This is a genomic window from Streptomyces rubradiris, from assembly GCF_016860525.1.
Taxonomy (GTDB): Bacteria; Actinomycetota; Actinomycetes; order Streptomycetales; family Streptomycetaceae; genus Streptomyces; species Streptomyces rubradiris.
The window spans coordinates 1,504,394-1,525,118 of record NZ_BNEA01000015.1 but is presented as its reverse complement, the minus strand read 5'-3'; the positions used below and the strand labels follow the sequence as shown (position 1 = coordinate 1,525,118).

Annotated in this window: 26 protein-coding genes; 17 read left to right on the top strand and 9 right to left on the bottom strand. The window is 73.4% G+C overall.

Annotated features, from left to right (window positions below; genetic code table 11):
- The first annotated feature begins 4 nt into the window (after nt 1–4).
- Nucleotides 5–550 (top strand): GNAT family N-acetyltransferase, encoded by a 546-nt coding sequence (locus Srubr_RS20000; RefSeq protein WP_189990653.1) that lies wholly within the window; start codon nt 5–7, stop codon nt 548–550.
- A gap of 6 nt (nt 551–556) precedes the next feature.
- On the opposite strand, the gene Srubr_RS19995 is transcribed toward Srubr_RS20000, so the two are convergent.
- Complete coding sequence (locus tag Srubr_RS19995; RefSeq protein ID WP_189990655.1) at nt 557–904, bottom strand: VOC family protein; 348 nt, start codon at nt 902–904, stop codon at nt 557–559.
- Between the two features lie 80 nt (nt 905–984).
- Between Srubr_RS19995 and Srubr_RS19990 the strand changes: the two genes are divergently transcribed.
- Nucleotides 985–1,407, top strand: coding sequence for a phage holin family protein (locus Srubr_RS19990; protein WP_189990658.1), 423 nt, complete (start codon nt 985–987; stop codon nt 1,405–1,407).
- 46 nt (nt 1,408–1,453) lie between these two features.
- Here Srubr_RS19990 and Srubr_RS19985 read toward each other — a convergent pair whose 3' ends face one another.
- On the bottom strand, nt 1,454–2,410 hold the full coding sequence (locus Srubr_RS19985; RefSeq protein ID WP_189990660.1) for an LLM class F420-dependent oxidoreductase: 957 nt from the start codon (nt 2,408–2,410) through the stop codon (nt 1,454–1,456).
- A gap of 288 nt (nt 2,411–2,698) precedes the next feature.
- Here Srubr_RS19985 and Srubr_RS19980 point away from each other — a divergent pair, with 288 nt between their 5' ends.
- From Srubr_RS19980 to Srubr_RS19925, 12 genes are all read left to right on the top strand, one after another.
- Nucleotides 2,699–4,546, top strand: a complete 1,848-nt coding sequence (locus tag Srubr_RS19980) for a transketolase (protein ID WP_189990662.1) — start codon at nt 2,699–2,701, stop codon at nt 4,544–4,546.
- Entirely contained in the window at nt 4,543–5,478 is a 936-nt protein-coding gene (ligD, locus tag Srubr_RS19975; RefSeq protein ID WP_189990665.1) for a non-homologous end-joining DNA ligase, read from the top strand. The genes Srubr_RS19980 and ligD overlap by 4 nt, the downstream gene beginning before the upstream one ends.
- A gap of 46 nt (nt 5,479–5,524) precedes the next feature.
- Entirely contained in the window at nt 5,525–5,893 is a 369-nt protein-coding gene (locus tag Srubr_RS19970) for a gas vesicle protein GvpO (protein WP_189990667.1), read from the top strand.
- A 69-nt stretch (nt 5,894–5,962) separates the two neighbouring features.
- Entirely contained in the window at nt 5,963–6,385 is a 423-nt protein-coding gene (locus Srubr_RS19965) for a gas vesicle structural protein GvpA (RefSeq protein WP_189990669.1), read from the top strand.
- Nucleotides 6,382–7,152 (top strand): GvpL/GvpF family gas vesicle protein, encoded by a 771-nt coding sequence (locus tag Srubr_RS19960; RefSeq protein ID WP_189990671.1) that lies wholly within the window; start codon nt 6,382–6,384, stop codon nt 7,150–7,152. The genes Srubr_RS19965 and Srubr_RS19960 overlap by 4 nt, the downstream gene beginning before the upstream one ends.
- A gap of 28 nt (nt 7,153–7,180) precedes the next feature.
- Nucleotides 7,181–7,444 carry a gas vesicle protein GvpG gene (locus Srubr_RS19955; protein WP_189990673.1) on the top strand — a complete coding sequence of 88 codons (264 nt, stop codon included), beginning with the start codon at nt 7,181–7,183 and terminating at the stop codon, nt 7,442–7,444.
- The gene (locus Srubr_RS19950) at nt 7,441–8,115 is read left to right on the top strand and encodes a DNA primase (RefSeq protein WP_189990675.1); all 675 of its coding nucleotides are present in this window, start codon (nt 7,441–7,443) and stop codon (nt 8,113–8,115) included. The genes Srubr_RS19955 and Srubr_RS19950 overlap by 4 nt, the downstream gene beginning before the upstream one ends.
- Nucleotides 8,112–9,218, top strand: a complete 1,107-nt coding sequence (locus Srubr_RS19945; RefSeq protein WP_189990676.1) for an SRPBCC family protein — start codon at nt 8,112–8,114, stop codon at nt 9,216–9,218. Before Srubr_RS19950 ends, Srubr_RS19945 begins: the two co-directional genes overlap by 4 nt.
- Entirely contained in the window at nt 9,215–9,550 is a 336-nt protein-coding gene (locus tag Srubr_RS19940) for a gas vesicle protein (RefSeq protein ID WP_189990679.1), read from the top strand. Before Srubr_RS19945 ends, Srubr_RS19940 begins: the two co-directional genes overlap by 4 nt.
- The gene (locus Srubr_RS19935) at nt 9,547–10,389 is read left to right on the top strand and encodes a GvpL/GvpF family gas vesicle protein (RefSeq protein ID WP_189990681.1); all 843 of its coding nucleotides are present in this window, start codon (nt 9,547–9,549) and stop codon (nt 10,387–10,389) included. Before Srubr_RS19940 ends, Srubr_RS19935 begins: the two co-directional genes overlap by 4 nt.
- Complete coding sequence (locus tag Srubr_RS19930) at nt 10,386–10,604, top strand: gas vesicle protein (RefSeq protein ID WP_189990683.1); 219 nt, start codon at nt 10,386–10,388, stop codon at nt 10,602–10,604. The genes Srubr_RS19935 and Srubr_RS19930 overlap by 4 nt, the downstream gene beginning before the upstream one ends.
- Nucleotides 10,601–10,882, top strand: a complete 282-nt coding sequence (locus Srubr_RS19925) for a gas vesicle protein K (protein ID WP_189990685.1) — start codon at nt 10,601–10,603, stop codon at nt 10,880–10,882. Before Srubr_RS19930 ends, Srubr_RS19925 begins: the two co-directional genes overlap by 4 nt.
- Nucleotides 10,883–10,903: 21 nt before the next feature.
- On the opposite strand, the gene Srubr_RS19920 is transcribed toward Srubr_RS19925, so the two are convergent.
- Both Srubr_RS19920 and Srubr_RS19915 read right to left on the bottom strand, forming a co-directional pair.
- Entirely contained in the window at nt 10,904–11,074 is a 171-nt protein-coding gene (locus tag Srubr_RS19920) for a hypothetical protein (protein WP_030605834.1), read from the bottom strand.
- A gap of 100 nt (nt 11,075–11,174) precedes the next feature.
- On the bottom strand, nt 11,175–12,674 hold the full coding sequence (locus Srubr_RS19915) for a bifunctional phosphatase PAP2/diacylglycerol kinase family protein (RefSeq protein WP_189990687.1): 1,500 nt from the start codon (nt 12,672–12,674) through the stop codon (nt 11,175–11,177).
- 58 nt (nt 12,675–12,732) lie between these two features.
- On the opposite strand from Srubr_RS19915, the gene Srubr_RS19910 reads away from it, so the two are divergent.
- Both Srubr_RS19910 and Srubr_RS19905 read left to right on the top strand, forming a co-directional pair.
- Entirely contained in the window at nt 12,733–13,389 is a 657-nt protein-coding gene (locus Srubr_RS19910; protein WP_189990689.1) for a histidine phosphatase family protein, read from the top strand.
- A 72-nt stretch (nt 13,390–13,461) separates the two neighbouring features.
- Entirely contained in the window at nt 13,462–15,081 is a 1,620-nt protein-coding gene (locus tag Srubr_RS19905) for an ATP-binding cassette domain-containing protein (protein ID WP_189990691.1), read from the top strand.
- A 40-nt stretch (nt 15,082–15,121) separates the two neighbouring features.
- On the opposite strand, the gene Srubr_RS19900 is transcribed toward Srubr_RS19905, so the two are convergent.
- Entirely contained in the window at nt 15,122–16,240 is a 1,119-nt protein-coding gene (locus Srubr_RS19900) for a baeRF2 domain-containing protein (RefSeq protein ID WP_189990693.1), read from the bottom strand.
- Between the two features lie 57 nt (nt 16,241–16,297).
- Between Srubr_RS19900 and Srubr_RS19895 the strand changes: the two genes are divergently transcribed.
- Nucleotides 16,298–16,585: a DUF6158 family protein gene (locus Srubr_RS19895; RefSeq protein ID WP_189990695.1), complete on the top strand. Its 288-nt coding sequence runs from the start codon at nt 16,298–16,300 to the stop codon at nt 16,583–16,585.
- A 147-nt stretch (nt 16,586–16,732) separates the two neighbouring features.
- On the opposite strand, the gene Srubr_RS19890 is transcribed toward Srubr_RS19895, so the two are convergent.
- The 4 genes from Srubr_RS19890 to Srubr_RS19875 all read right to left on the bottom strand — a co-directional run bounded on the left by Srubr_RS19890 (nt 16,733) and on the right by Srubr_RS19875 (nt 20,274).
- A complete protein-coding gene (locus Srubr_RS19890; protein ID WP_189990697.1) occupies nt 16,733–17,275 on the bottom strand; it encodes a type 1 glutamine amidotransferase domain-containing protein in 543 nt (180 codons plus the stop codon).
- Nucleotides 17,276–17,280: 5 nt separating this feature from the next.
- Nucleotides 17,281–17,964, bottom strand: a complete 684-nt coding sequence (locus tag Srubr_RS19885) for a diguanylate cyclase (protein WP_189990699.1) — start codon at nt 17,962–17,964, stop codon at nt 17,281–17,283.
- Nucleotides 17,961–18,338 carry a DUF2795 domain-containing protein gene (locus Srubr_RS19880; RefSeq protein WP_189990701.1) on the bottom strand — a complete coding sequence of 126 codons (378 nt, stop codon included), beginning with the start codon at nt 18,336–18,338 and terminating at the stop codon, nt 17,961–17,963. Before Srubr_RS19880 ends, Srubr_RS19885 begins: the two co-directional genes overlap by 4 nt.
- A 139-nt stretch (nt 18,339–18,477) precedes the next feature.
- A complete protein-coding gene (locus Srubr_RS19875; RefSeq protein WP_189990703.1) occupies nt 18,478–20,274 on the bottom strand; it encodes a thiamine pyrophosphate-requiring protein in 1,797 nt (598 codons plus the stop codon).
- Between the last annotated feature and the right edge of the window lie 451 nt (nt 20,275–20,725).

Here is a 20,725-nt window from a genome sequence, read left to right as displayed (position 1 = left end):
GCCGATGGCGCATCCCCCGTCCCGGTACCTCGCCGAAGGCCCCCGCGTGGGCATCCGGCCCTTCACCCTCGAAGACGGGCCCGAGTTCACCGCCCGGGCCCGGGAGAGCAAGGACCTGCACCGGCCCTGGCTGTTCCCGCCGGACACCGACGAGGCGTACGCCGACTACGCCGGCCGGCTGATCGACGACCCGGCCCGGGCCGGCTTCCTGGTGTGCGAGCGGGACGGCGGGGACATCGCCGGCTTCATCAACATCAACAACATCGTGCGGGGCGGCTTCCAGTGCGGCGCCCTCGGCTACGGCGCCTTCGCGCACGCGGCCGGGCGGGGCCTGATGCGCGAGGGCCTTCAGCTGGTGATCGGGTACGCGTTCGGGCCGCTGGGCCTGCACCGGCTGGAGATCAACGTCCAGCCGGGCAACGCCGCCTCCATCGCCCTCGCCCGGGGCGCCGGGTTCCGCCTGGAGGGCTTCTCGCCCGCCATGATCTACGTCGACGGTGCCTGGCGCGACCACGAACGCTGGGCCCTGACCACCGAGATGCGGAGCTGAACCGGCTCAGCCGCGCTGGTCCACGTACTCGAAGACCGACCCGTCCGGGTGCACCGCCAGGAGGTTGCGGCCCACCGGCGTCGGCACCGGCCCCGCGACGACCCGCGCGCCCAGCCCGGTCAGCAGCCGGTGGGCCTCCTCCACGTCCTTCACCGCGATCGTCGCCGCCACCTTGCGCAGGATCTCCAGTTCCTCCTCGGGGCCGCTCATCAGCAGGAACGAACCGACCGCGGCGACCTCGACACCGCCGCGCGTGAAGCGCAGCGCTCTGCCGCCGGTCAGCTGCTCGTAGAAGGGGATCGCGGTATCGAGGTCGTCGACGCAGATGCGCAGCGAAGCGCCCAGAATCTCCATGCGGACGAGCCTAGTTGGGGCCGCCCGGGGCGTGCACGGCCCCCGCGTTACCCGCTGTGGGGGACGGGTACCCGCAGGGCATGAACAACCGTTCGGAAAACCTGGAACATCATCTGGACCGGCACCTGGTCGAGGAACTGGCCCAGGTGGCCCGCGAGACGGTACGCGACGAACTGCGCGAGCAGACCCGCAGGCAGCGCCGCACCGCCCTGCTCTACGCCGCCTCGGGCGCCGCCGCCCTGTACGCGGGCGCCGCGGTGGCTCTCGCGGTGGGGCTGGCCCTGGCGTCCGGGCTGCCCGGCTGGGCCGCGGCCCTCATCACGGCGGCGCTGCTGGGCGTGGTGGCGTACGGCCTGCGCGGCGCGGCCCACGGCCGGCACGCCCCGCACCCACCGCACCGCGTCGTGGGCGGCTCCGCCCCGGCGGCTCCGCCGTCGGGCCTGGGCATGCCGTACCCGCCGATGCCCCAGAACCCGCCGGACGTCCCGCGCCACAGGGCCTGACGACGGCCACAGGGCCTGACGTGGACCCGACGCCGCCTCTCATCGCTCACCCGGTGAGCTGCGGCAGCACCTTCGTCCGGTAGAAGTCGAAGAACCCCCGCTGGTCCGGCCCGATCTGGTTCACGTAGATCCGGTCGAACCCGGCGTCGGCGAACGCCCGCAACGTGCTCACGTGCTGGTCGGCGTCGTCCCCGCACACGACCTTCTCCCGCACCATGTCCTCGGTGACCAGCTCGTGCAGCTGCTCGAAGTGCCTCGGCGAGGGCAGCACCTGCCCCATCTCGCCGGGGAGCAGCTCGTTGTACCAGAGCCGGTGCACCGTGCGGACGCACGCCTCCCGGTCGGTGCCGTAGCAGACCTTCGTGCCGCCGCTGACCGGCTTCGTCCCGCCGCCCCCCTCACGGAACCGGCCGACCATCTCCGGGTCGGGCGTCATCGTGATGAAGCCGTCGCCCACCCGGGAGGCCAGCGAGAGCGCCTTGGGGCCGAAGGCGGAGATGTCGATCGGGACGGGCTCGTCGGGGACGGTGTAGAGGCGGGCGTTCTCCACCGTGTAGTGCGTGCCGTGGTGGCTGACCTCCTCGCCGGTGAACAGCCGGCGCATCACCTCGACGGCCTCCTCCAGCATCTCCAGCCGCACCCGCGCCGGGGGCCAGCGGTCGCCGAGGATGTGCTCGTTGAGCGCCTCGCCGGTGCCCACGCCGAGCCGGAAGCGGCCCCCGGTCAGCACCGCGCTGGTCGCCGCGGCCTGCGCCAGCACCGCCGGGTGGATGCGTACGGTCGGACAGGTCACGGCCGTCTCGACGGGCAGCGACACGGCCTGGGACAGCGCCCCGATCACCGACCACACGAACGCGCTCTGGCCCTGCGCGTCGTTCCACGGGTGGTAGTGGTCGGAGATCCACAGCGCCTGGAACCCGGCCTGCTCGGCCATCCGGGCCTGCTCGATCAGGGCCGCGGGATCGTGTTCCTCGGCCGCCAGGAAGTAGCCGTACTCGGGCATGGGGAGACCTCCGCGAGGCTGGTGTGGCTCCTGGTGTGGCCGGGTAACCGGGCGCGCCCGCGCGAAACGCCGCCGGGGCGCGGGCGCCGGCGTGCGGCAGGGTGCCCGGCCGGCGTACCGGCCGCCCCCCGGACGGCGCAACGGTGACCCGCCCGGAGTTTGGCCGCCCCGGCCCCGGTTACGCGGAAGACCTCGGAGGCTCCACCGACGGCCCGGACCCGGCCGGCCGAGCCCGCGGGCGAACCGGAGCCGGCCCCCGACAGACCCGTAAGGAGACCGAGGAGACTCATGAACACCGACGAACTCGCCGAACTCGGCCAGCAGTTGCGCGTGGACAGCGTGCGGGCGTCCGCCGCCGCCGGATCGGGGCACCCCACGTCCTCGATGTCCGCCGCCGACCTGCTGGCCGTCCTGCTCGCCAACCACCTCCGCTACGACTTCGAGCGTCCCGAACACCCCGCCAACGACCGCTTCGTGCTCTCCAAGGGACACGCCTCCCCGCTGCTGTACGCCGCGTACAAGGCGGCCGGCGCCATCGAGGACGGCGAACTGGTCACCTTCCGGAAGCTCGGCAGCCGGCTGGAGGGTCACCCGACGCCCCGCAGGCTGCCCTGGGTGGAGACGGCCACCGGCTCGCTCGGCCAGGGCCTGCCGGTCGGCGTCGGCATCGCGCTCGCCGGGAAGCGGCTGGACCGCACCGGCTACCGGGTGTGGGTGCTGTGCGGCGACAGCGAGCTGGCGGAGGGCTCGGTGTGGGAGGCCGCCGAACACGCGGGCCACGAGAACCTGGACAACCTCGTCGTCATCGTGGACGTCAACCGGCTCGGCCAGCGCGGCCCCACCCGGCACGGCCACGACCTGGACGCCTACGCCCGCCGCTTCCAGGCCTTCGGCTGGCACACCATCGAGATCGACGGGCACGACATCGACAAGATCGACCGGGCCTACGGGGAGGCGCTGTCCACCGCCGGGCAGCCCACCGCGATCCTCGCCCGCACCCTCAAGGGCAAGGGCGTCGCCGCCGTGGAGGACCGCGAGGGACTGCACGGCAAGCCGCTGCCCGAGGCCGAGGAGGCCATCGCCGAACTCGGCGGGCAGCGCGACCTGCGGGTCCGGGTGAGCGAACCGCAGGTCGCCGCCGCGCTGCGCTCCCTCACCACCGAGGCGGTCCGGCTGCCGCACTACGAGGTGGGCGAGGAGGCCGCCACCCGGGACGCCTTCGGCAAGGCCCTGGCCGCGCTCGGCACCGCGCGCGGCGACATCGTCGCCCTGGACGGCGAGGTCGGCGACTCCACCCGCACCGAGGAGTTCGCCAAGGAACACCCCGACCGCTACTTCGAGTGCTACATCGCCGAGCAGCAGCTCGTCGCCAGCGCGGTCGGCATGGCCACGCGCGGCTGGGTGCCGTACGCCGCCACGTTCGCCGCGTTCCTGACCCGCGCCCACGACTTCGTGCGCATGGCGTCCATCAGCGGCTCCGGGATCAACCTGGTCGGCTCGCACGCCGGTGTCGCCATCGGCCAGGACGGGCCCTCGCAGATGGGCCTGGAGGACCTGGCGATGTTCCGGTCCGTGTACGGCTCCACGGTGCTCTACCCGTGCGACGCCAACCAGACGGCCCGGCTGGTCGCGGCCATGGCCGGGCTGGACGGCATCCGCTATCTGCGCACCTCCCGCGGCAAGACACCGGTGATCTACGGCCCGGACGAGGAGTTCCCGGTCGGCGGCAGCAAGACGCTGCGGTCGAGTGACGCCGACCGGCTGACGATTGTCGCGGCCGGGGTGACCGTGCCCGAGGCGCTGACGGCCGCCGACCGGCTCGCCGAGGAGGGCATCGCGGTGCGGGTCGTCGACCTGTACTCGGTCAAGCCCGTCGACGCCGCCACCCTGCGCCGGGCCGCCGAGGAGACCGGCTGCCTGCTCACGGTGGAGGACCACCACCCGGAGGGCGGTATCGGGGACGCCGTCGCGGAGGTGTTCGGCGACGGCCGGCCGTGCCCGCGGCTGGTCCGGCTGGCGGTGCGCACCATGCCGGGCTCGGCCGCCCCGGACGAGCAGCTGCACGCGGCCGGCATCGACTCCGCGGGCATCGCGGCGGCGGCCCGGCTGCTGGTCGAGGAGGCGGTCGTGCGATGAGCCACGGCGCCGCGCGGACGGTCCGCGCGGGCCGGCGCACGGTGGAGATCCAGCGGCCGGGGAAGGTCCTCTTCCCCGGCCGCGACGGCGCCCCCGAGTACACCAAGGGCGACCTCGCCGACTACTACCGGTCCGTCGCGCCGTATCTGCTGCCGCACCTGCGGGGCCGCCCGCTGATGCTGGAGCGCCGGCCGGACGGCCTGGACGGCGAGCGGTTCATGCAGAAGAACGCCCCCGGGCACTACCCGGAGTGGATCACCCGCGCCGAGGTCGCCAAGGAGGGCGGCACGGTCACCCACGTCGTCTGCGACGACACCGCGACCCTGCTGTACCTCGCCGGCCAGGCCTGCGTCACCCTGCACCGCTGGCTCGCCCGCACCGACCGGGCCGGCGGGCCCGGCCACCCCGACCGGCTGGTCTTCGACCTCGATCCCCCGGGGGACGACTTCGCCGCCGTCCGGGAGGCGGCCGGATGGCTGCGGGAGCTGCTGACGGAGCTGGACCTGCCCGCCGCCCCCATGACCACCGGCTCGCGCGGACTGCACCTCGTCGTCCCGCTGGACGGTCGGCACGACTTCGACGACGTACGCGAATTCGCCCGCCAGGTCGCCGAGCGCGCCGTGGCCCGGCACCCGGACCGGCTCACCACCGCCGCCCGCAGGGCGGACCGCGGCGACCGCCTGTACCTCGACGTGCAGCGCAATGCCTACGCGCAGACGGCGGTCGCGCCCTACAGCGTCCGCGCCCGCCCCGGCGCCCCGGTCGCCGTGCCGCTGACCTGGGAACAACTGGACGATCCCGGGACCGGCGCCCGCCGCTGGACGCTCGCCGACGCCCTGGAGCAGGCCCGTACCGACCCGTGGGCCGGGCTGCCGGGCCGCGGGCGCGGCCTGGGCCCGGCCCGGCGCCGTCTCGCGGACATCCGCTCCTGAAGGTTTGGCCAGGGCATGAGGGGCCACCCGCACGGAGAGGTGGCTCATGTCGAACACACACAGCACATCGCAGTCACAGCCTTCACGGAATGACCGGAAACAGACACACGACGAACAAGCACACGGCGAGACGGACCACCGGCGGCCGACCCCCATGCAGGTGCTGCGCTCGGCGCGCGAGCAGCTCAGCGAACTCACCGGACTCGTTCCCGAGGCGGTGACCTCCTTCGAGCAGACCGCGGACGGCTGGTCGCTGGAGGTGGAGGTGGTCGAGATCGACCGGGTGCCGGACACCATGAGCGTCATGGCGAGCTACCAGGTGGATGTGAACCCGGACGGAGAGCTCGAGGGCTACCGGCGCGTCCGCCGTTACGAGCGCGGGCGGGTCGACTCCCGCCGCTCCGGCGGTGGCTAGGCCGGCCGTCCGCGCACCGCGGCCACGCGTCCGGCGTGGTCGGACTACTCACGAGGAGGAAGGGCCGATATGACCGTTCTCCCGGCACAGCAGCCCGGCGGCGGAGGCGGCACGAGTGGCCTCTACGACGTCCTGGAGCTCGTACTCGACCGGGGACTCGTCATCGACGCGTTCGTGCGGGTCTCCCTGGTCGGCATCGAGATCCTGAAGATCGACGTCCGGGTCGTCGTGGCCAGCGTCGACACCTACCTGCGCTTCGCCGAGGCGTGCAACCGCCTCGACCTGGAGGCGGGCCCGCACAAGAGCCCCGGACTGCCCGACATCGTCGGTGAGATCACCGAGAGCGGCGCCCGCGGCAAGTCCAAGGGCGCGCTGTCCGGCGCGGCGCAGACGGTGGCCGACGCCTTCAAGCAGGCCCGTGAGGAGGGCGAGCGCGAGCCGAGGCAGGGCGCCCGCAGGACCACGGCCCGTCGTAGGGAGGAAGAGGAGTGAGCACCTACGTCTACGGCATCGCCGCACGCTCGCACCCGGGGCTCCCGGAGGGGATGCCCGGCGTGGGCGAGCCGCCGCGGCCGGTTCGGATCGTCACGGTGGGTGAGCTGGCCGCGGTGGTCAGCGACGCCCCGGACTCCCTGCGGCCCAAGCGCAGGGACCTGCTCGCACACCAGAACGTGCTCGCCGAGGCGGGCGCGGCCGGGTGCGTGCTGCCGATGCGGTTCGGCGGCGTCGCCGATGACGACGACGCCGTGAAGTCGGTGCTGACCGAGCGGGCGGACCACTACCTGGAGCGGCTGCGCGAGCTGGACGGCAAGGTCGAGTACAACGTCAAGGCCAGCCACATCCAGGACGCCGTGCTGCACCGGGTGATGGCCGAGAACGCGGAGATCCGCGGCCTCGCCGAGGCCAACCGCAAGGCGGGCGGCGGAAGTTACGACGACAAGATCCGCCTCGGGGAGCTGGTCGCCGGCGCGGTCAAGGCCAAGGAGGGCGAGGACGCCGCCGAGGTGCGGCGGCTGCTCGAGCCGGCCGCCGCCGCGGTCAGCGCCGGACCGGAGTCCACCGGCTGGCTGCTCAACGTGTCCTTCCTGCTGGCCCGAGACGGCGTCGACGAGTTCCTGGCCGCGGTCGACGGGGTGCGCTCCAGCCACCCCCACCTGGAACTGCGGGTCAACGGCCCGCTACCGCCGTACAGCTTCGTCGACCCCGGCCCGGCCGAACCCGCGGGCAGCACGGTCGGCGCGGACGCCGGAGCCCCGTAGCGGCGGGCCCGGCCGGAAGGAGGCTCCCGTGGGACTGATCTCGGAACTGGTGCTGCTGCCCTTCGCCCCGGTGCGCGGTGGCGCGTGGGCGATCCGGCAGGTGCTCCGTGAGGCGGAACGGATCTACTACGACCCGGCCGCCATACGCGCGGAGCTGGCCCGCCTCGAAGAACAGCTGATGGCGGGCGAGATCACCGAGGAGGAGTTCGACCGGCGCGAGGACGAGCTGCTCGACCGGCTGGAGACCGCCATGCACTCCGGCGACACGACTGGCAACGGGAGGGGACGATGAACAGGACGGCGCTGGGTCTCGCCGTAGGGGCCGGATACCTGCTCGGCCGCACGAAGAAGCTGAAGGCGGCGCTCGCGGTCGGCTCGCTCGTGGCCGGCAAGAAGCTCAACCTCGGCCCGCGGGCGCTGGCGGAGCAGGTGAACCGGCAACTGCTGGCCAACCCGCAGTTCAAGGAGATCGGCGACCAGCTCCGCGGCGAGCTGCGGGGCGTCGGCAAGGCGGCCACCGGTGCGGTGGTCGAGCGGCAGATGTCCTCGCTCGCCGACCGGCTGGCCAGGCGCACCGACCAGGTGCGCGACCAGCTGGCGGGCGGGCGGGCCGCCGGCTCCCGCGAGGAGCCTGACGAGCCCGAGGAGGCCGAAGAGGAGGAGGACGCCCGGCCGAAGGGCGCATCCCGGGGGGAGGCACGGCGCAAGGAGACCGAGAAGAAGCCCCCGGAGCGGAAGGCCCCCGCCAAGGGCACCTCCGAGCGGGGGTCCGCCGAGAAGAAGGCTCCCGAACGGAAGGCGTCGGGCACGAAGGCGGCCGGGAAGCCGCTGTCCGCCGCCGGGAAGGGAGTGGCCAGGAAGACCGGCGCGGCCGGGAAGGCGGCGGCGAAGCGCACGGCCGCGGTCGGCGGGGCCGCCCGCGGCGCCGTCACCCGGCACTCGAAGGGCGGCGATGACCGATGACCGAGACCCTCCGCTCCACGGCCTCCGGCCTCGCCCGCAGCGAGGCCGCCGACCGGCTCAAGGAGGAAGCCCGCGCCTACCTGATGGCGCAGGCCGAGCGGATGCTGGCCGGCGCCGGCCGCAAACTCGGCGAGACCACCGTCCGGCTCAACGACATCGCCGAGGGCAACAGCCCGGGCTTCGCCAAGCTGGCGCTGGAAGGCGGCCGCAAGCTGGCCGAGGGCAAGGGGCCGCTGCGCTCCGCGCTGGAACTGGGCGCCTCCCGCGCCAAGGACAGCGTGCTGGACACGGTCAGAAACCTCGGGGGCGGCAAGGGCAAGAAGGGCGGCGCGGGCCGGAAGCCCACCGTCATCATGGAGTCCGTCGACGTCGGCGTGCCGCTGCGCACGGCGTACGACCAGTGGACGCAGTACCAGAGCTTCAGCACCTTCGCCAAGGGCGTCAAGAGCGCGAGCCGCTCCGACGACACCCACTCCGACTGGCAGGCCAAGATCTTCTGGTCCTCCCGCAGCTGGAAGGCGCAGACCACCGAGCAGATACCCGACTACCGCATCCAGTGGTCCTCGGAGGGCGCCAAGGGCACCACCAAGGGCGTGGTCTCCTTCCACCGGCTGGAGGAGAACCTCACCCGGGTGCTGCTGGTCATGGAGTACTACCCGACCGGCCTGTTCGAGAAGACCGGCAACATCTGGCGCGCCCAGGGCCGCCGGGCCAGGCTGGACCTGAAGAACTTCGCCCGTTTCATCACCCTCAAGGGAGAGGCGGAGGACGCCTGGCGCGGCGAGATCCGCGACGGCGAGGTGGTCCGCAGCCACGAGGACGCCGTGGCCGAGGAGGAGCGGGACCAGGAGTCGGGGGCCCCGCCGTCCGGGGACGAGGACGAGGAGGCCGGGGCCCCCGCGAACGGGTCCCGGGAGCCCGAGGAGGAAGAGGAAGAGGAGCCCTACGAGGCCGGGTACGAGGAGGAGGACGAGGAGCCGGAGGAGTCCGAGGAGCCTGAGGAAGGCGAGGAGGGCGCCTACGACGAGTACGAGGAGGACGAGGCGGACGAGGCGGACGAGGAAGAGGAACCCGAGGACACCGGGCGCGGGGGTGGTCGATGACGACACCGAGCCGCCTGCCCGAGCCGTACGGACAGGCATCGGGGGCCAACCTCGCCGACATCCTCGAACGGGTGCTCGACAAGGGTGTCGTCATCGCGGGCGATATCAGGATCAACCTGCTCGACATCGAACTGCTCACCATCAAGCTGCGGCTGATCGTCGCTTCGGTGGACAAGGCCAAGGAGATGGGGATCGACTGGTGGGAGAGCGATCCCGCCCTGTCCTCCCGGGCCCGCCGGGACGAGCTGGCCCGGGAGAACGCCGAGCTGCGTGAACGTCTCGCCCGGCTGGAGGAACTGGAGCCGGGCCGCGCCCCGAAGGAGGCCCCATGACCGGACTGCGGTACGTGTACGCCGTGTGCCGCCCCCTCGGGGCGCCGTTGCAGGCCGAGCTGACGGGCGTCGCGGGCGCCCCGCCCGGCCTGCTCCACCACCACGGGCTGGTCGCCGTGGTCAGTACGGTCCCGGAGGCCGACTTCGGCGAGGAGGCGCTGAAGGCCCACCTGGAGGACCTGGACTGGCTCGCCGCGACCGCCCGCGCCCACCAGGGCGTGGTCGACGCGCTCACCACGGTCACCACCCCGCTGCCGCTGCGGCTCGCCACCGTCTTCCGTGACGACAGCGCCGTACGCGTCATGATCGAGGCCCGTGAGGACCACTTCCGGGCCCTGCTCGACCGGCTCGACGGCCGGGTGGAGTGGGGCGTGAAGGTGTACGCCGAGGAGGCGGCCGCCGAACCGGCCGGAGCGGCGGCCGCCTCCTCGGCGAAGCCGGTAAGCGGCCGGGACTATCTGCGCCGGCGCCGCGAGCGCGGCCAGGCGAAGGAGGAGACCTGGCAGCGGGCGGAGCGGTTCGCCCACGGGCTGCACGAGCGACTTTCGGCACGCGCCGAGGACTTCCGGCTGCACCCTCCGCAGAATTCCGCGCTCTCGCGGGCGGCGGGGCTGAATGTGCTCAACGCGGCCTACCTGGTGCCCCGGGCCCATTCCGAGGAATTCGTGGAATTGGTGGACCGGACGAAGGACGAGGAGCCCGGATTCCGGGTGGAACTGACCGGCCCGTGGGCCGCTTATTCATTCACGGGAGATACCGGGGACACCGGGGGCACCGGGGACACCGGGAGTGCCGGAGACACCGCGGGCGCCGCGGACGCGGGGGAGGGAGTGTCGTGACCGTTGTCGAACGGCGCGAGATCGCGCTCGTCGACCTGCTCGACCGGCTGCTGGCCGGCGGAGTCGTGATCACCGGGGACATCACCCTGCGGATCGCGGACGTCGACCTGGTCCGCATCGACCTGAACGCGCTGATCAGCTCCGTCAACGCGGCGGTGCCCTCGCCCTTCGAGCCCCGGCTCCTGCCCGCCCAGCCGTCCGAGGAGGCCCTGTGACCCCGCGCAACCGGCTCGACCTGGAACCCGACACGGTCGAGCGCGACCTGGTGAAACTCGTGCTGACCGTGGTGGAACTGCTGCGCCAGCTCATGGAGCGGCAGGCGGTGCGCCGCTTCGACACCGGCGAGCTGACCGAGGAGCAGGAGGAGCGGATCGGGCTCACCCTGATGCTCCTGGAGGATCGCATGGCCGAACTGCGCGACCGCTACGGACTGCGGCCCGAGGACCTGAACCTGGACCTCGGGCCGCTCGGACCGCTGCTGCCCCGCGACTAGGGAGCCGGCCGGGGCGTCATGTCACCACCGGTACCACCGCCCCCTGCCGCCGCCGGCCGTCGTGCCGCGGGCCACGAAACCCAGCAGCCAGAGGACCAGCACCGCCAGGGCGATCCACCAGAGAATCTTCACCGCGAATCCGGCGCCGAAAAGAACAAGGGCCAGAAGCAATACCAGCAGGATGGGAACCATGTGTGAAACCTCCTGCAGATCTGGTTTCCAGAAATCCGCGAATCAGGCTTCTTTACGGCACGGAATCTCCCCGCAGAAGGTGAATATGGACGGCCGGTGGTCAGGCGGTGATGTCCAGCGGGCGGTAGACCGTCAGCGCCTCCGGCAGCTTCTCCAGCGTCACCTCGCCCGACACCGACGTGACCTCGCCGTCGTAGGCGAGCGGGGTGCCCGGGGCGACACCGGTCAGCCGCAGCCGGTTCACCTGCACCGCCGAGTGCGCCGGCGACCGGGTCAGCGGTCCCGCCACGGCCGCCGCGAGCAGCCGCAGCGCGGGCCTGCGGCCCCCGTGCACCACCCGCACGTCCAGCAGCCCGTCCGCCAGATCGTTCCGGCGGCCCGGCGAGAGCCCCATGCGGTGGTAGACCCCGTTGCCGACGAACAGCAGCCACAGGGGCCGCGGTTCACCGCCCACCTCCACCTCCAGGGGATGCTCGCCGGCCCGCAGCACGCGCAGCGCGCCCAGCACCCCGGCCGGCCAGCCGCCGATCCGGTGCGACCAGCGGTCCCTGACCCGCACCAGCTCCGGGTACACACCGAGGCTGAGCGTGTTCAGGAACAGGCCCTCCCGGTCCCCGGCGGTGAACCGGCCCGCGTCCACCCGGACCGCCTCCCCGCGCCGGACCGCGCGGGCCAGCAGACACTCGTCCGCCACGCCCAGATCGGCGGCGAAGTGGTTGAGGGTGCCGCCCGGCAGCACCGCGAGCGGCAGCCCGTGCCTGAGCGCCACCCGGGCCGCCGCGTTCACTGTGCCGTCGCCGCCGCAGACCCCGAGCACCCGGGCCCGCGCCGCCGCCTTCTCCAGCTCGGCCTCGACGTCCTCCGGCGCGCACTGGAGGACCTCCGCCATGGGCAGCGCGTCGTGCAGCGCCCCGACCCGGTCCGCCGTCCCCGAGGCCCGGTTGGCGACCAGCACCAGCCCCTCGCCCTCGGGCAGCGCGGGCACCTCGACGCGGGACCGGGCGGGCAGCCCCGCCTGGGCGCGCGGCGGTACCAGCCGCCGTACCAGGAAGGCGGCGCCCGCCCCGAGCGCCGCCCCGGCCAGCACGTCGCTCGGGAAGTGCACTCCGGTGTAGACCCTCGACATCGCCACCGAGAACGCCACCGGCGCCATCGCCGCGCCCCACGCCGGCGACTCCAGCGCCACCCCGGTGGCGAAGGCCGCCGCCGAGGCCGCGTGTCCGGACGGGAAGGACGTGGTGATCGGCTGCCGCGTCAGCCGCCGCACCAGCGGCACCGGGTCCAGCTCCGGCCGGGCCCGGCGCACCGAGCGCTTGCCGAGCGTGTTGATCGTCAGCGAGGCCAGGCCGAGCGAGGCCAGGCCCCGGGCCGCCGCCCGGCGGGAGCGTGGCGTGCGGCTCGCGGCCAGGGCGGCGGCCGACGCGAACCACAGCACGCCGTGGTTCGCGGCCCGGCTCAGCCGGGGCAGCACCCGCTCGGCGCCGGGCCAGTGCCAGGCGGCGGCGGTCTCGAACAGCCGCCCGTCGAGGTCGAGCAGCGTGCGCAGCCGGGCGCGGGCGGCGGCCGACGCGGGGGCGGTCAGGTCCAGGTCAGGGCTCATGGGATGCGGTTACCCTGAAGGGCCCGTTTCCTGTGTACGCGCGGGAGGTGAACCCCGGATGCGGCTGCTGCTCGTCCGGCACGGCCAGATTCCGTCCAACGTGGACGGCCTGCTCGACACCGCCGTGCCCGGCCCGGGGCTGACCCCGCTCGGCCGGGCGCAGGCCGCCGCGCTGCCCGGGGCGCTCGCCGAGGAGGACATCGACGCCCTGTACGCCTCCACGCTGGTCCGCGCCCAGCAGACCGCCGCCCCGCTGGCCGCCGCCCGCGGCCTGGAGGTGCGCGTACGGGACGGCATCCGCGAGCTGTCCGCCGGCGATCTGGAACTGCTGCCCGGGCACACCCCCGAGGGCCGGCGGTACATGCGCACCGCGTTCGCGTGGGCGTCCGGGGACACCGCGCTGCGGATGCCCGGCGGGGAGAGCGGCGCCCAGGCACTGGGCCGGTACGACGCCGTGGTGGCCGAGGCCGCCGCGAGCGGGGCCCGGACGGTCGCCATGATCAGCCACGGCGCCGCGATCCGGGTCTGGACCGCCGCCCGCGCCGCCAACGTCGACGCGACCTTCGCCGCGGCCCGCCCCCTGGAGAACACCGGAGTGATCATCCTGGAGGGCACCCCGGCCGACGGCTGGAAGGTCCTCTCCTGGGAGGGCGCCGCGGTGACACCGGCCGACGAGGGCGGCCCGACGGGGGAGGCCGTGGAGACGACGGGATAGCGACGACCACCACACCGCCCCTCCCGATACCCGTTTGCCCCCGTACCCGCGGGCCGCGCAGAATGCCTGCCCATGGGACATCTGGAAGCCGCGCACCTGGAGTACTACCTCCCCGACGGAAGGGCGCTGCTGGGCGATGTGTCCTTCCGGGTGGGGGAGGGAGCCGTCGTCGCCCTGGTCGGGCCGAACGGCGCCGGCAAGACCACGCTGCTGCGGCTGATCTCCGGCGAGCTGAAACCGCACGGCGGCACCGTCACCGTCGGCGGCGGCCTCGGCGTGATGCGCCAGTTCGTCGGCTCCGTACGCGACGACACGACCGTACGGGACCTGCTGGTCTCCGTCGCCCCGCCCCGGATCCGGCAGGCCGCGAAGGCCGTCGACGCCGCCGAGCACGCCCTGATGACCGTCGATGACGAGGCCGCCCAGCTCGGCTACGCCCAGGCCCTCGCCGACTGGGCCGAGGCGCGCGGCTACGAGGCCGAGACCCTGTGGGACATGTGCACCACCGCGGCCCTCGGCGTCCCCTACGAGCGCGCCCAGTGGCGCGAGGTGCGCACCCTCTCCGGCGGAGAGCAGAAGCGGCTGGTGCTGGAGGCGCTGCTGCGCGGCACCGACGAGGTACTGCTGCTGGACGAGCCGGACAACTACCTCGACGTGCCCGGCAAGCGCTGGCTGGAGCAGCAGCTGAAGGAGACCCGGAAGACCGTCCTGTTCGTCTCCCACGACCGCGAACTCCTCGCCCGCGCCGCCGAGAAGATCGTCTCCGTGGAGCCGGGCCCGGCCGGCGCCGACGCCTGGGTGCACGGCGGCGGCTTCGCCACCTACCACGAGGCCCGCCGCGAACGCTTCGCCCGCTTCGAGGAGTTGCGCCGCCGCTGGGACGAGAAACACGCCCAGCTGAAGAAGCTGGTGCTGAGTCTGCGTCAGGCCGCCGCCGTCAGCCACGAGATGGCCTCCCGGTACGCCGCCGCCCAGACCCGCCTGCGCAAGTTCGAGGAGGCCGGCCCGCCGCCGGAGCCGCCCCGGGAGCAGGAGATCACCATGCGGCTGAAGGGCGGTCGTACCGGCGTACGGGCCGTCACCTGCGCGGGGCTGGAACTGACCGGTCTGATGAAGCCGTTCGACCTGGAGGTCTTCTACGGCGAACGGGTCGCCGTGCTCGGCTCCAACGGCTCCGGCAAGTCCCACTTCCTGCGGCTGCTGGCCGGCGAGGACGTCGCGCACACGGGCGAGTGGAAGCTGGGCGCCCGGGTCGTCCCCGGCCACTTCGCGCAGACCCACGCGCAGCCGGAGCTCCAGGGCCGCACCCTGCTGGACATCCTCTGGAAGGAACACGCCCAGGACCGGGGCGCGGCCATGTCCCGGCTGCGCCGCTACGAACTCACCCGGCAGGCCGAGCAGACCTTCGACCGGCTCTCCGGCGGACAGCAGGCCCGCTTCCAGATCCTGCTGCTCGAACTGGCCGGCGCCACCGCCCTGTTGCTGGACGAGCCCACCGACAACCTCGACCTGGAGTCCGCCGAGGCCCTCCAGGAGGGGCTGGAGGCGTTCGAGGGCACGGTCCTCGCGGTCACCCACGACCGCTGGTTCGCCCGCTCCTTCGACCGCTTCCTGGTCTTCGGCGGCGACGGCCGGGTCCGCGAGAGTTCCGAACCGGTCTGGGACGAACGCCGCGTCGAGCGGGCCCGGTAACCCCGGGCCCGCACCCCGGATCAGGGCCGGTCACGGGCCGCTACCGCCAGCGCAGCAGCGCGCCCATGCCGCCCGCCGGAACCTCCTCGCCGGTGTCCGCCAGCACCGGCGCCAGCGAGAAGACCGGCGCGTCCGTCACCACGGCCGCCCGCACCAGCGCGTCGTCGGCGCGGGCCGGCCAGGCGTGCTGTTCACCGAGGTCCCTCAGCTCCGTACGGCGCTCCGCCAGCTGGGCCGGGTCCTCGCCGATCCACACCTCGCGCCCGGTGTCCGGGCCGTCCGGGAGGATCAGCAGCTCGGCCAGCCGGTGTTCGCGGGCCGCCTCGATCAGCTCCGGCACCCCCTCGACGGCCGCCGCCCGCCGCTCCTCGTCGGGCGTCCGGGCGGACCGGTACCGGTCCACCTCGGCCAGGATCCGCTCCCGCACGTGCCGGGCCCGGATCTCCGCCACCTCCCGCGGCAACAGCCGGCTGCCCACGCCGTGTTCGGTCTCCACGGTCCGGTCCCGCAGCCGCGCCGGCAACCGCTCGTGCACCGACCGGCACTCCCGTGGCTCCCCGCACAGGATCAGCAGGTCCGCGCCGGTCTCGGCCTGGCAGGCCGCGAGCGCCTCGGCGACCTCCCGCGCGTTGTGCTCCCAGGTGTCCTCCACCTTCAGCTGGAAGTGCCGCTCGGACCAGTCGGACGCCTTCGCCCGGTGCATCGGCCACTGCCGGCTGCCCGTCACATGCCCGGCCTCCTCCCGCAGCACCGCGCTGCGCAGCTCGAAGTCGGCCCCGGTGCGGTCGATGTACGCCACCAGCGACACCGGGTCCTCGCCGGCCAGGTCCAGCAGCGGGGTGACGTGCGGCAGCGTGCCCCAGTGCACCAGGCCCTGCGGCGGGGCCTGGGTCAGCGGCACCTGGAGCACCACCTCGCCGTCCCGGGCGAAGACGGCCCGCCCGTACGGCTCGGTGCTGCGCTCCAGGGCCGCCACCGCGTCGTGCACCGCCCGGCAGGTGGCCTCGTCGGCGCCCTGCTCCCGCAGCTGCCGGGCCACCGCCTCGGCCGTCAGCCTGCGCTGGGTGTGCATGTCCTCCTCGTGCCGGGACAGGTCGACGTATGCGGAGGCCCATGACCTCGGATGTTCGTACAGTGGATTCAGGAACGCGAGTTCCATGGATTCCTCCCGGAAATCACTCGGGGGCAGTGCGTGCCGGGCGGGTACCCGTACCCCATGAACGAACACGACGAGCGGGGCACCACCATGACCGGAGTCGACCCCAGCCGGCTGGACGACCAGCAGCTCATGAAGGAGCTGGAGACGATCCACCGCACGCGCCACGACACCCTGCTGTACGGCTCGAACGACGCACTGCGGGCCCATAACGAGCGGATGGCGCAGCTGGAGGGCGAGTACCTGCGGCGCAACCCCCGCCGCCTGGTCAGCGCGGGCCGCACTCGCGAGGGCGCCCGGGAGCGCGGCTGCGGCGAGGCGGCGACCCCGGATACTCCCGGCACCTGACGAGGCGGCGACCCCGGACACCCCCGGCACCTGACGCCGTGTCCCCGGATACTCCCGGCACCGGCACCTGACGCCGCGACCCCGCAAGGCATACGAAGGGGCCGGCCCGGAAGCGGGCCGGCCCCGTGACCTGCGGGCGGTCGGCGGTCAGCCGGCTTCCCCGGCGAACACGTGGACGAACGCGTCGCAGAACGCCTTCAGATCGTCCGGCTTGCGGCTGGTCACCAGCTGGTTGGAGCCGTGGTCGCAGATCTTGACCTGCTCGTCCACCCAGGTGCCGCCGGCGTTCTGGATGTCGGTCCGCAGGCTCGGCCACGATGTCAGCACCCGCCCGCGCACCACGTCGGCCTCCACCAGCGTCCACGGCGCGTGACAGATCGCGGCGACCGGCCGGCCCTGGTCGAAGAAGTCCTTCACGAAGGCGACGGCCTTCTCGTCCATCCGCAGGAAGTCCGGGTTGGCGACCCCGCCCGGCAGCACCAGACCGCCGAAGGACCCGGCCGACGTCTGCTCCACCACCTCGTCCACGGGGAAGGTGTCCGCCTTGTCCAGGTGGTTGAACGCCTGGATCTCCCCCGGCTGTGTCGACACGAGCACCGGCTCGTGCCCGGCGTCCGAGGCGGCCTTCCACGGCTCGGTCAGCTCGACCTGCTCGACGCCCTCGGGTGCCACCAGAAACGCGATACGCATATGTCTCAGACTCCTTTCACTTGCCGCAGCGCCGCCCGGTGGGCCCGGGCGCGCCGCTTCCGCGCCCTGGCCGCCCGCCGGCAGCGCACCAGTTCCTCGCCGTACGGCAGCAGCACACACGCGCCGATCGCGACCCCGATGCCCGCCAGATAGCCCGGCGACAGCGGGCGCCGGCGCGGCAGCAGCCGCCAGGCGTCCGGGTCCCCGCGCCCTCCCCGCAGCAACGACCGCACCTGGTCGGAGTGCAGGCACATCAGGGACACCAGCCCGCCGAACGGCAGCGACTCCAGGAAGCTGTGGATGTGCTGCTCGACCGGCTTGACCTCGCGGTCGCTGTCCTCCGCGGTCCGCACGTCCCACAGCGCGGTCGCCTCGTGCGCCGCCGCCGCGCCCAGCTGCACGGCCAGCAGCAGGGGATTGACCTCGTAGCGCAGGGTGAGCGCGATGGGCAGGCCCACCTCCGCCATCATCAGGGAGTGGATCAGGGACTCCTTCGTCCCCGACGTGTCCTCGATCCGGGTGCGCCGGTGCATCACCCAGTCGGCGAGCCCCGGCACGAACCAGCCGGGCAGCAGCCCGTACAGCAGGAAGCGCGTCGTGACCTCGCCGACATCGACCGTCGCGCCCCGCGCGATCTCGGCCGCCTGGCCCGCGGCGCGGGGGGCCGGCCAGGGTGCGCCCTGCCTCATTCGCCCCCCACCAGCGCCTCGGCCAGCTGTTGCAGGTTCTCGTACCGGTCCTGGTGGGGCAGACCGGCGACGGCGTCGATCAACGTGCCGGGCGCGTTGCTCCGGCGCAGCGCCCGGGCCAGCTCGCCCGGCTGCGCGGGGAAGGCGTGCCGGCTCAGGTGCCGGGCCAGCTCCAGCCGGGTCCGCTCCAGGGACGCCGGGGACCCGAGGCCGCCCACCGGGCCGCTCCAGACCTCAGGATCGTCGTCCGCGGCCGGCTCCGGGTCGTGCCACTCCTCCACGCGCGTGGGGTGGCCGGACCGCAGCAGCCCCTTCAGCTCGTGCTTCATCTCGTCGTCCCGGTGGACGTTCAGCCGGTCACTGCCTCGCTGCATATCTCCCTCCAAGGGTCGAAGGTCCGCACCGCGTACCCGGTGCCACACGTCCGACACGGGCTCCCTGCGTCCGGCACGGGACTGTTCCCGCACCTGCGGCACAGGTCTCTGCGTCCGGCACGGGACTCCTCCCGCACGGTCACTGTTTGGCCCGGCCGGGCAGGAACTCCTGCACCTTCGCCTTCAGGCCCTGCTTGATCACCGAACCCCGGTCGGCGTCGCCCTTCAGGATCGAGGCGGCCGTCGCCTCCATCTGCTCCCAGCTGGCGTGCGGCGGGATCGGCGGCACGGCGGGGTCGGTGAGGAACTCGAGCACCGCCGGCCCGTCCGCCTCCAGCCCGGCCCGCCAGGCCGCCTCCACGTCCTCCGGCTTCTCCACCCGGATACCGGTCAGCCCGAGCGAACGGGCGAACGCCGCGTACTGCACGTCCGGGATCGACTGCGACGGCAGGAACGAGGGGGCGCCCTCCATGGCCCGCATCTCCCAGGTCACCTGGTTCAGGTCCTGGTTGTTCCACACGGCCACCACCAGCCGCGGATCCGGCCACAGGTCCCGGTACTTGGCCGCCGTGATCATCTCCGCCAGCCCGTTCATCTGCATCGCGCCGTCGCCGACCAGAGCGAACACCGGCCGGTCCGGGTGCGCGAACTTCGCCCCGATCGCGTACGGCACCCCCGGGCCCATCGTCGCCAGCGTCCCGGACAGTGAACCGCGCATGCCCGGCCGCATCGTGATGTGCCGCGCGTACCAGTTGGCTACCGAACCGGAGTCCGAGGTCAGGATCGCGTCGTCCGGCAGCAGCGGATCCAGCGCCCGGGCCACGTACTCGGGGTTGATCGGATCGGCCGCCACCGCCGCCCGCCGCTCCATCGTGGCGTGCCAGCGCTTCACGTTCGCGCACACCGTGTCGTACCACTTCCGGCTCCGCCCCTCCGCCTTGAGCAGCGGGATCAGCCGGCGCAGCGTCGCCTGCGCGTCGCCGATCAGGTTCACCTCGTACGGGTAGCGCATGCCGATCATGTGCGCGTCGATGTCGATCTGCACCCCGCGCGCCTTGCCGAACTCCGGCATGAACTGCGTGTACGGGAACGACGAGCCGATGGTCAGCAGCGTGTCGCAGTCCCGCATCAGCTCGTACGACGGCCGGCTGCCGAGCAGCCCGATCGGGCCCGTCACATACGGCAGCTCGTCACTGAGCACGTCCTTGCCGAGCAGCGCCTTGGCCACCCCCGCACCGAGCAGCTCGGCGACCTCCCGCACCTCCGCGACCGCCCCCGCCGCGCCCTGGCCGACCAGGACGGCCACCTTCTCGCCCGCGTTCAGCACGTCCGCCGCCCGGCGCAGCGCCTCGTCGGTCGGGGCCGCCGTGAACTCGCTCATCCCCAGGCTGGACGGCACCATCTTGAAGGCGTGCGTGGGCGGCGAGTAGTCCAGTTCCTGCACATCGCCCGGGATGATCAGCGCGGTCGGGCAGCGCCGGGCGTACGCGGTACGGATCGCCCGGTCCAGCACGTTCGGCAGCTGCTCGGGCACCGTCACGGTCTCCACGAACTCCGAAGCGACGTCCTTGTACAGCGTGTGCAGGTCGACTTCCTGCTGGTAGGAGCCGCCCATCGCGGTCCGGTTGGTCTGGCCGACGATGGCCAGCACGGGTACGTGGTCCAGCTTCGCGTCGTAGAGGCCGTTGAGCAGGTGGATGGCGCCGGGTCCGGAGGTCGCCGCGCACACCCCGATGCGCCCGCTGAACTTCGCGTACCCGACCGCCTCGAAGGCGGACATCTCCTCGTGCCGGGACTGGACGAACCGCGGCCGGTTCTCGGCGCGGCCCCAGGCGGCGAGCAGTCCGTTGATGCCGTCGCCCGGATAGCCGAAAACCTCCTCCACGCCCCAAGCGCGCAGGCGTTCGAGGATGTGGTCCGAGACCTTGGTGCTCATGGACAGACCTCCCGGTGGAGAGCGAAGCGGACGATCCGGTCAGCCCGTACCGAGTGACCTGCGCGGCAGACGGAAAACCTCCGGGGTGGGGCGGGCGGGGCGCGCCGACAGGGGCCCTTGTGCTTCCGGGCGCCGTCGGCCGGCCGGGTCGGCGTGTCGTGCGTCGGGGGCGTTGCGGATCGTCCGGTGCGTCTCGTCCGGTGCGTTCCGGTGGCCGTCACCCGTGCGGCCCCGCGTGTCGCGCGAATGGGCTCCGGCCGCGCGCGGTAGGGCCCCGCGCGGGCTGTCATGGCAGCGAGGGCACACCGACCGTGCCCCCGTGGCCGGGGCGCCGCACGGCGTCGCCGCGGTACGACCGTCCCGTCGGGGCCGGGTGCCGCACGCGTCGCCGTGGTGCCGGTGCGCCGGTGTACGGCCGTCCGACCGCCCGCCGCACCCCGCGAGGAGCCCC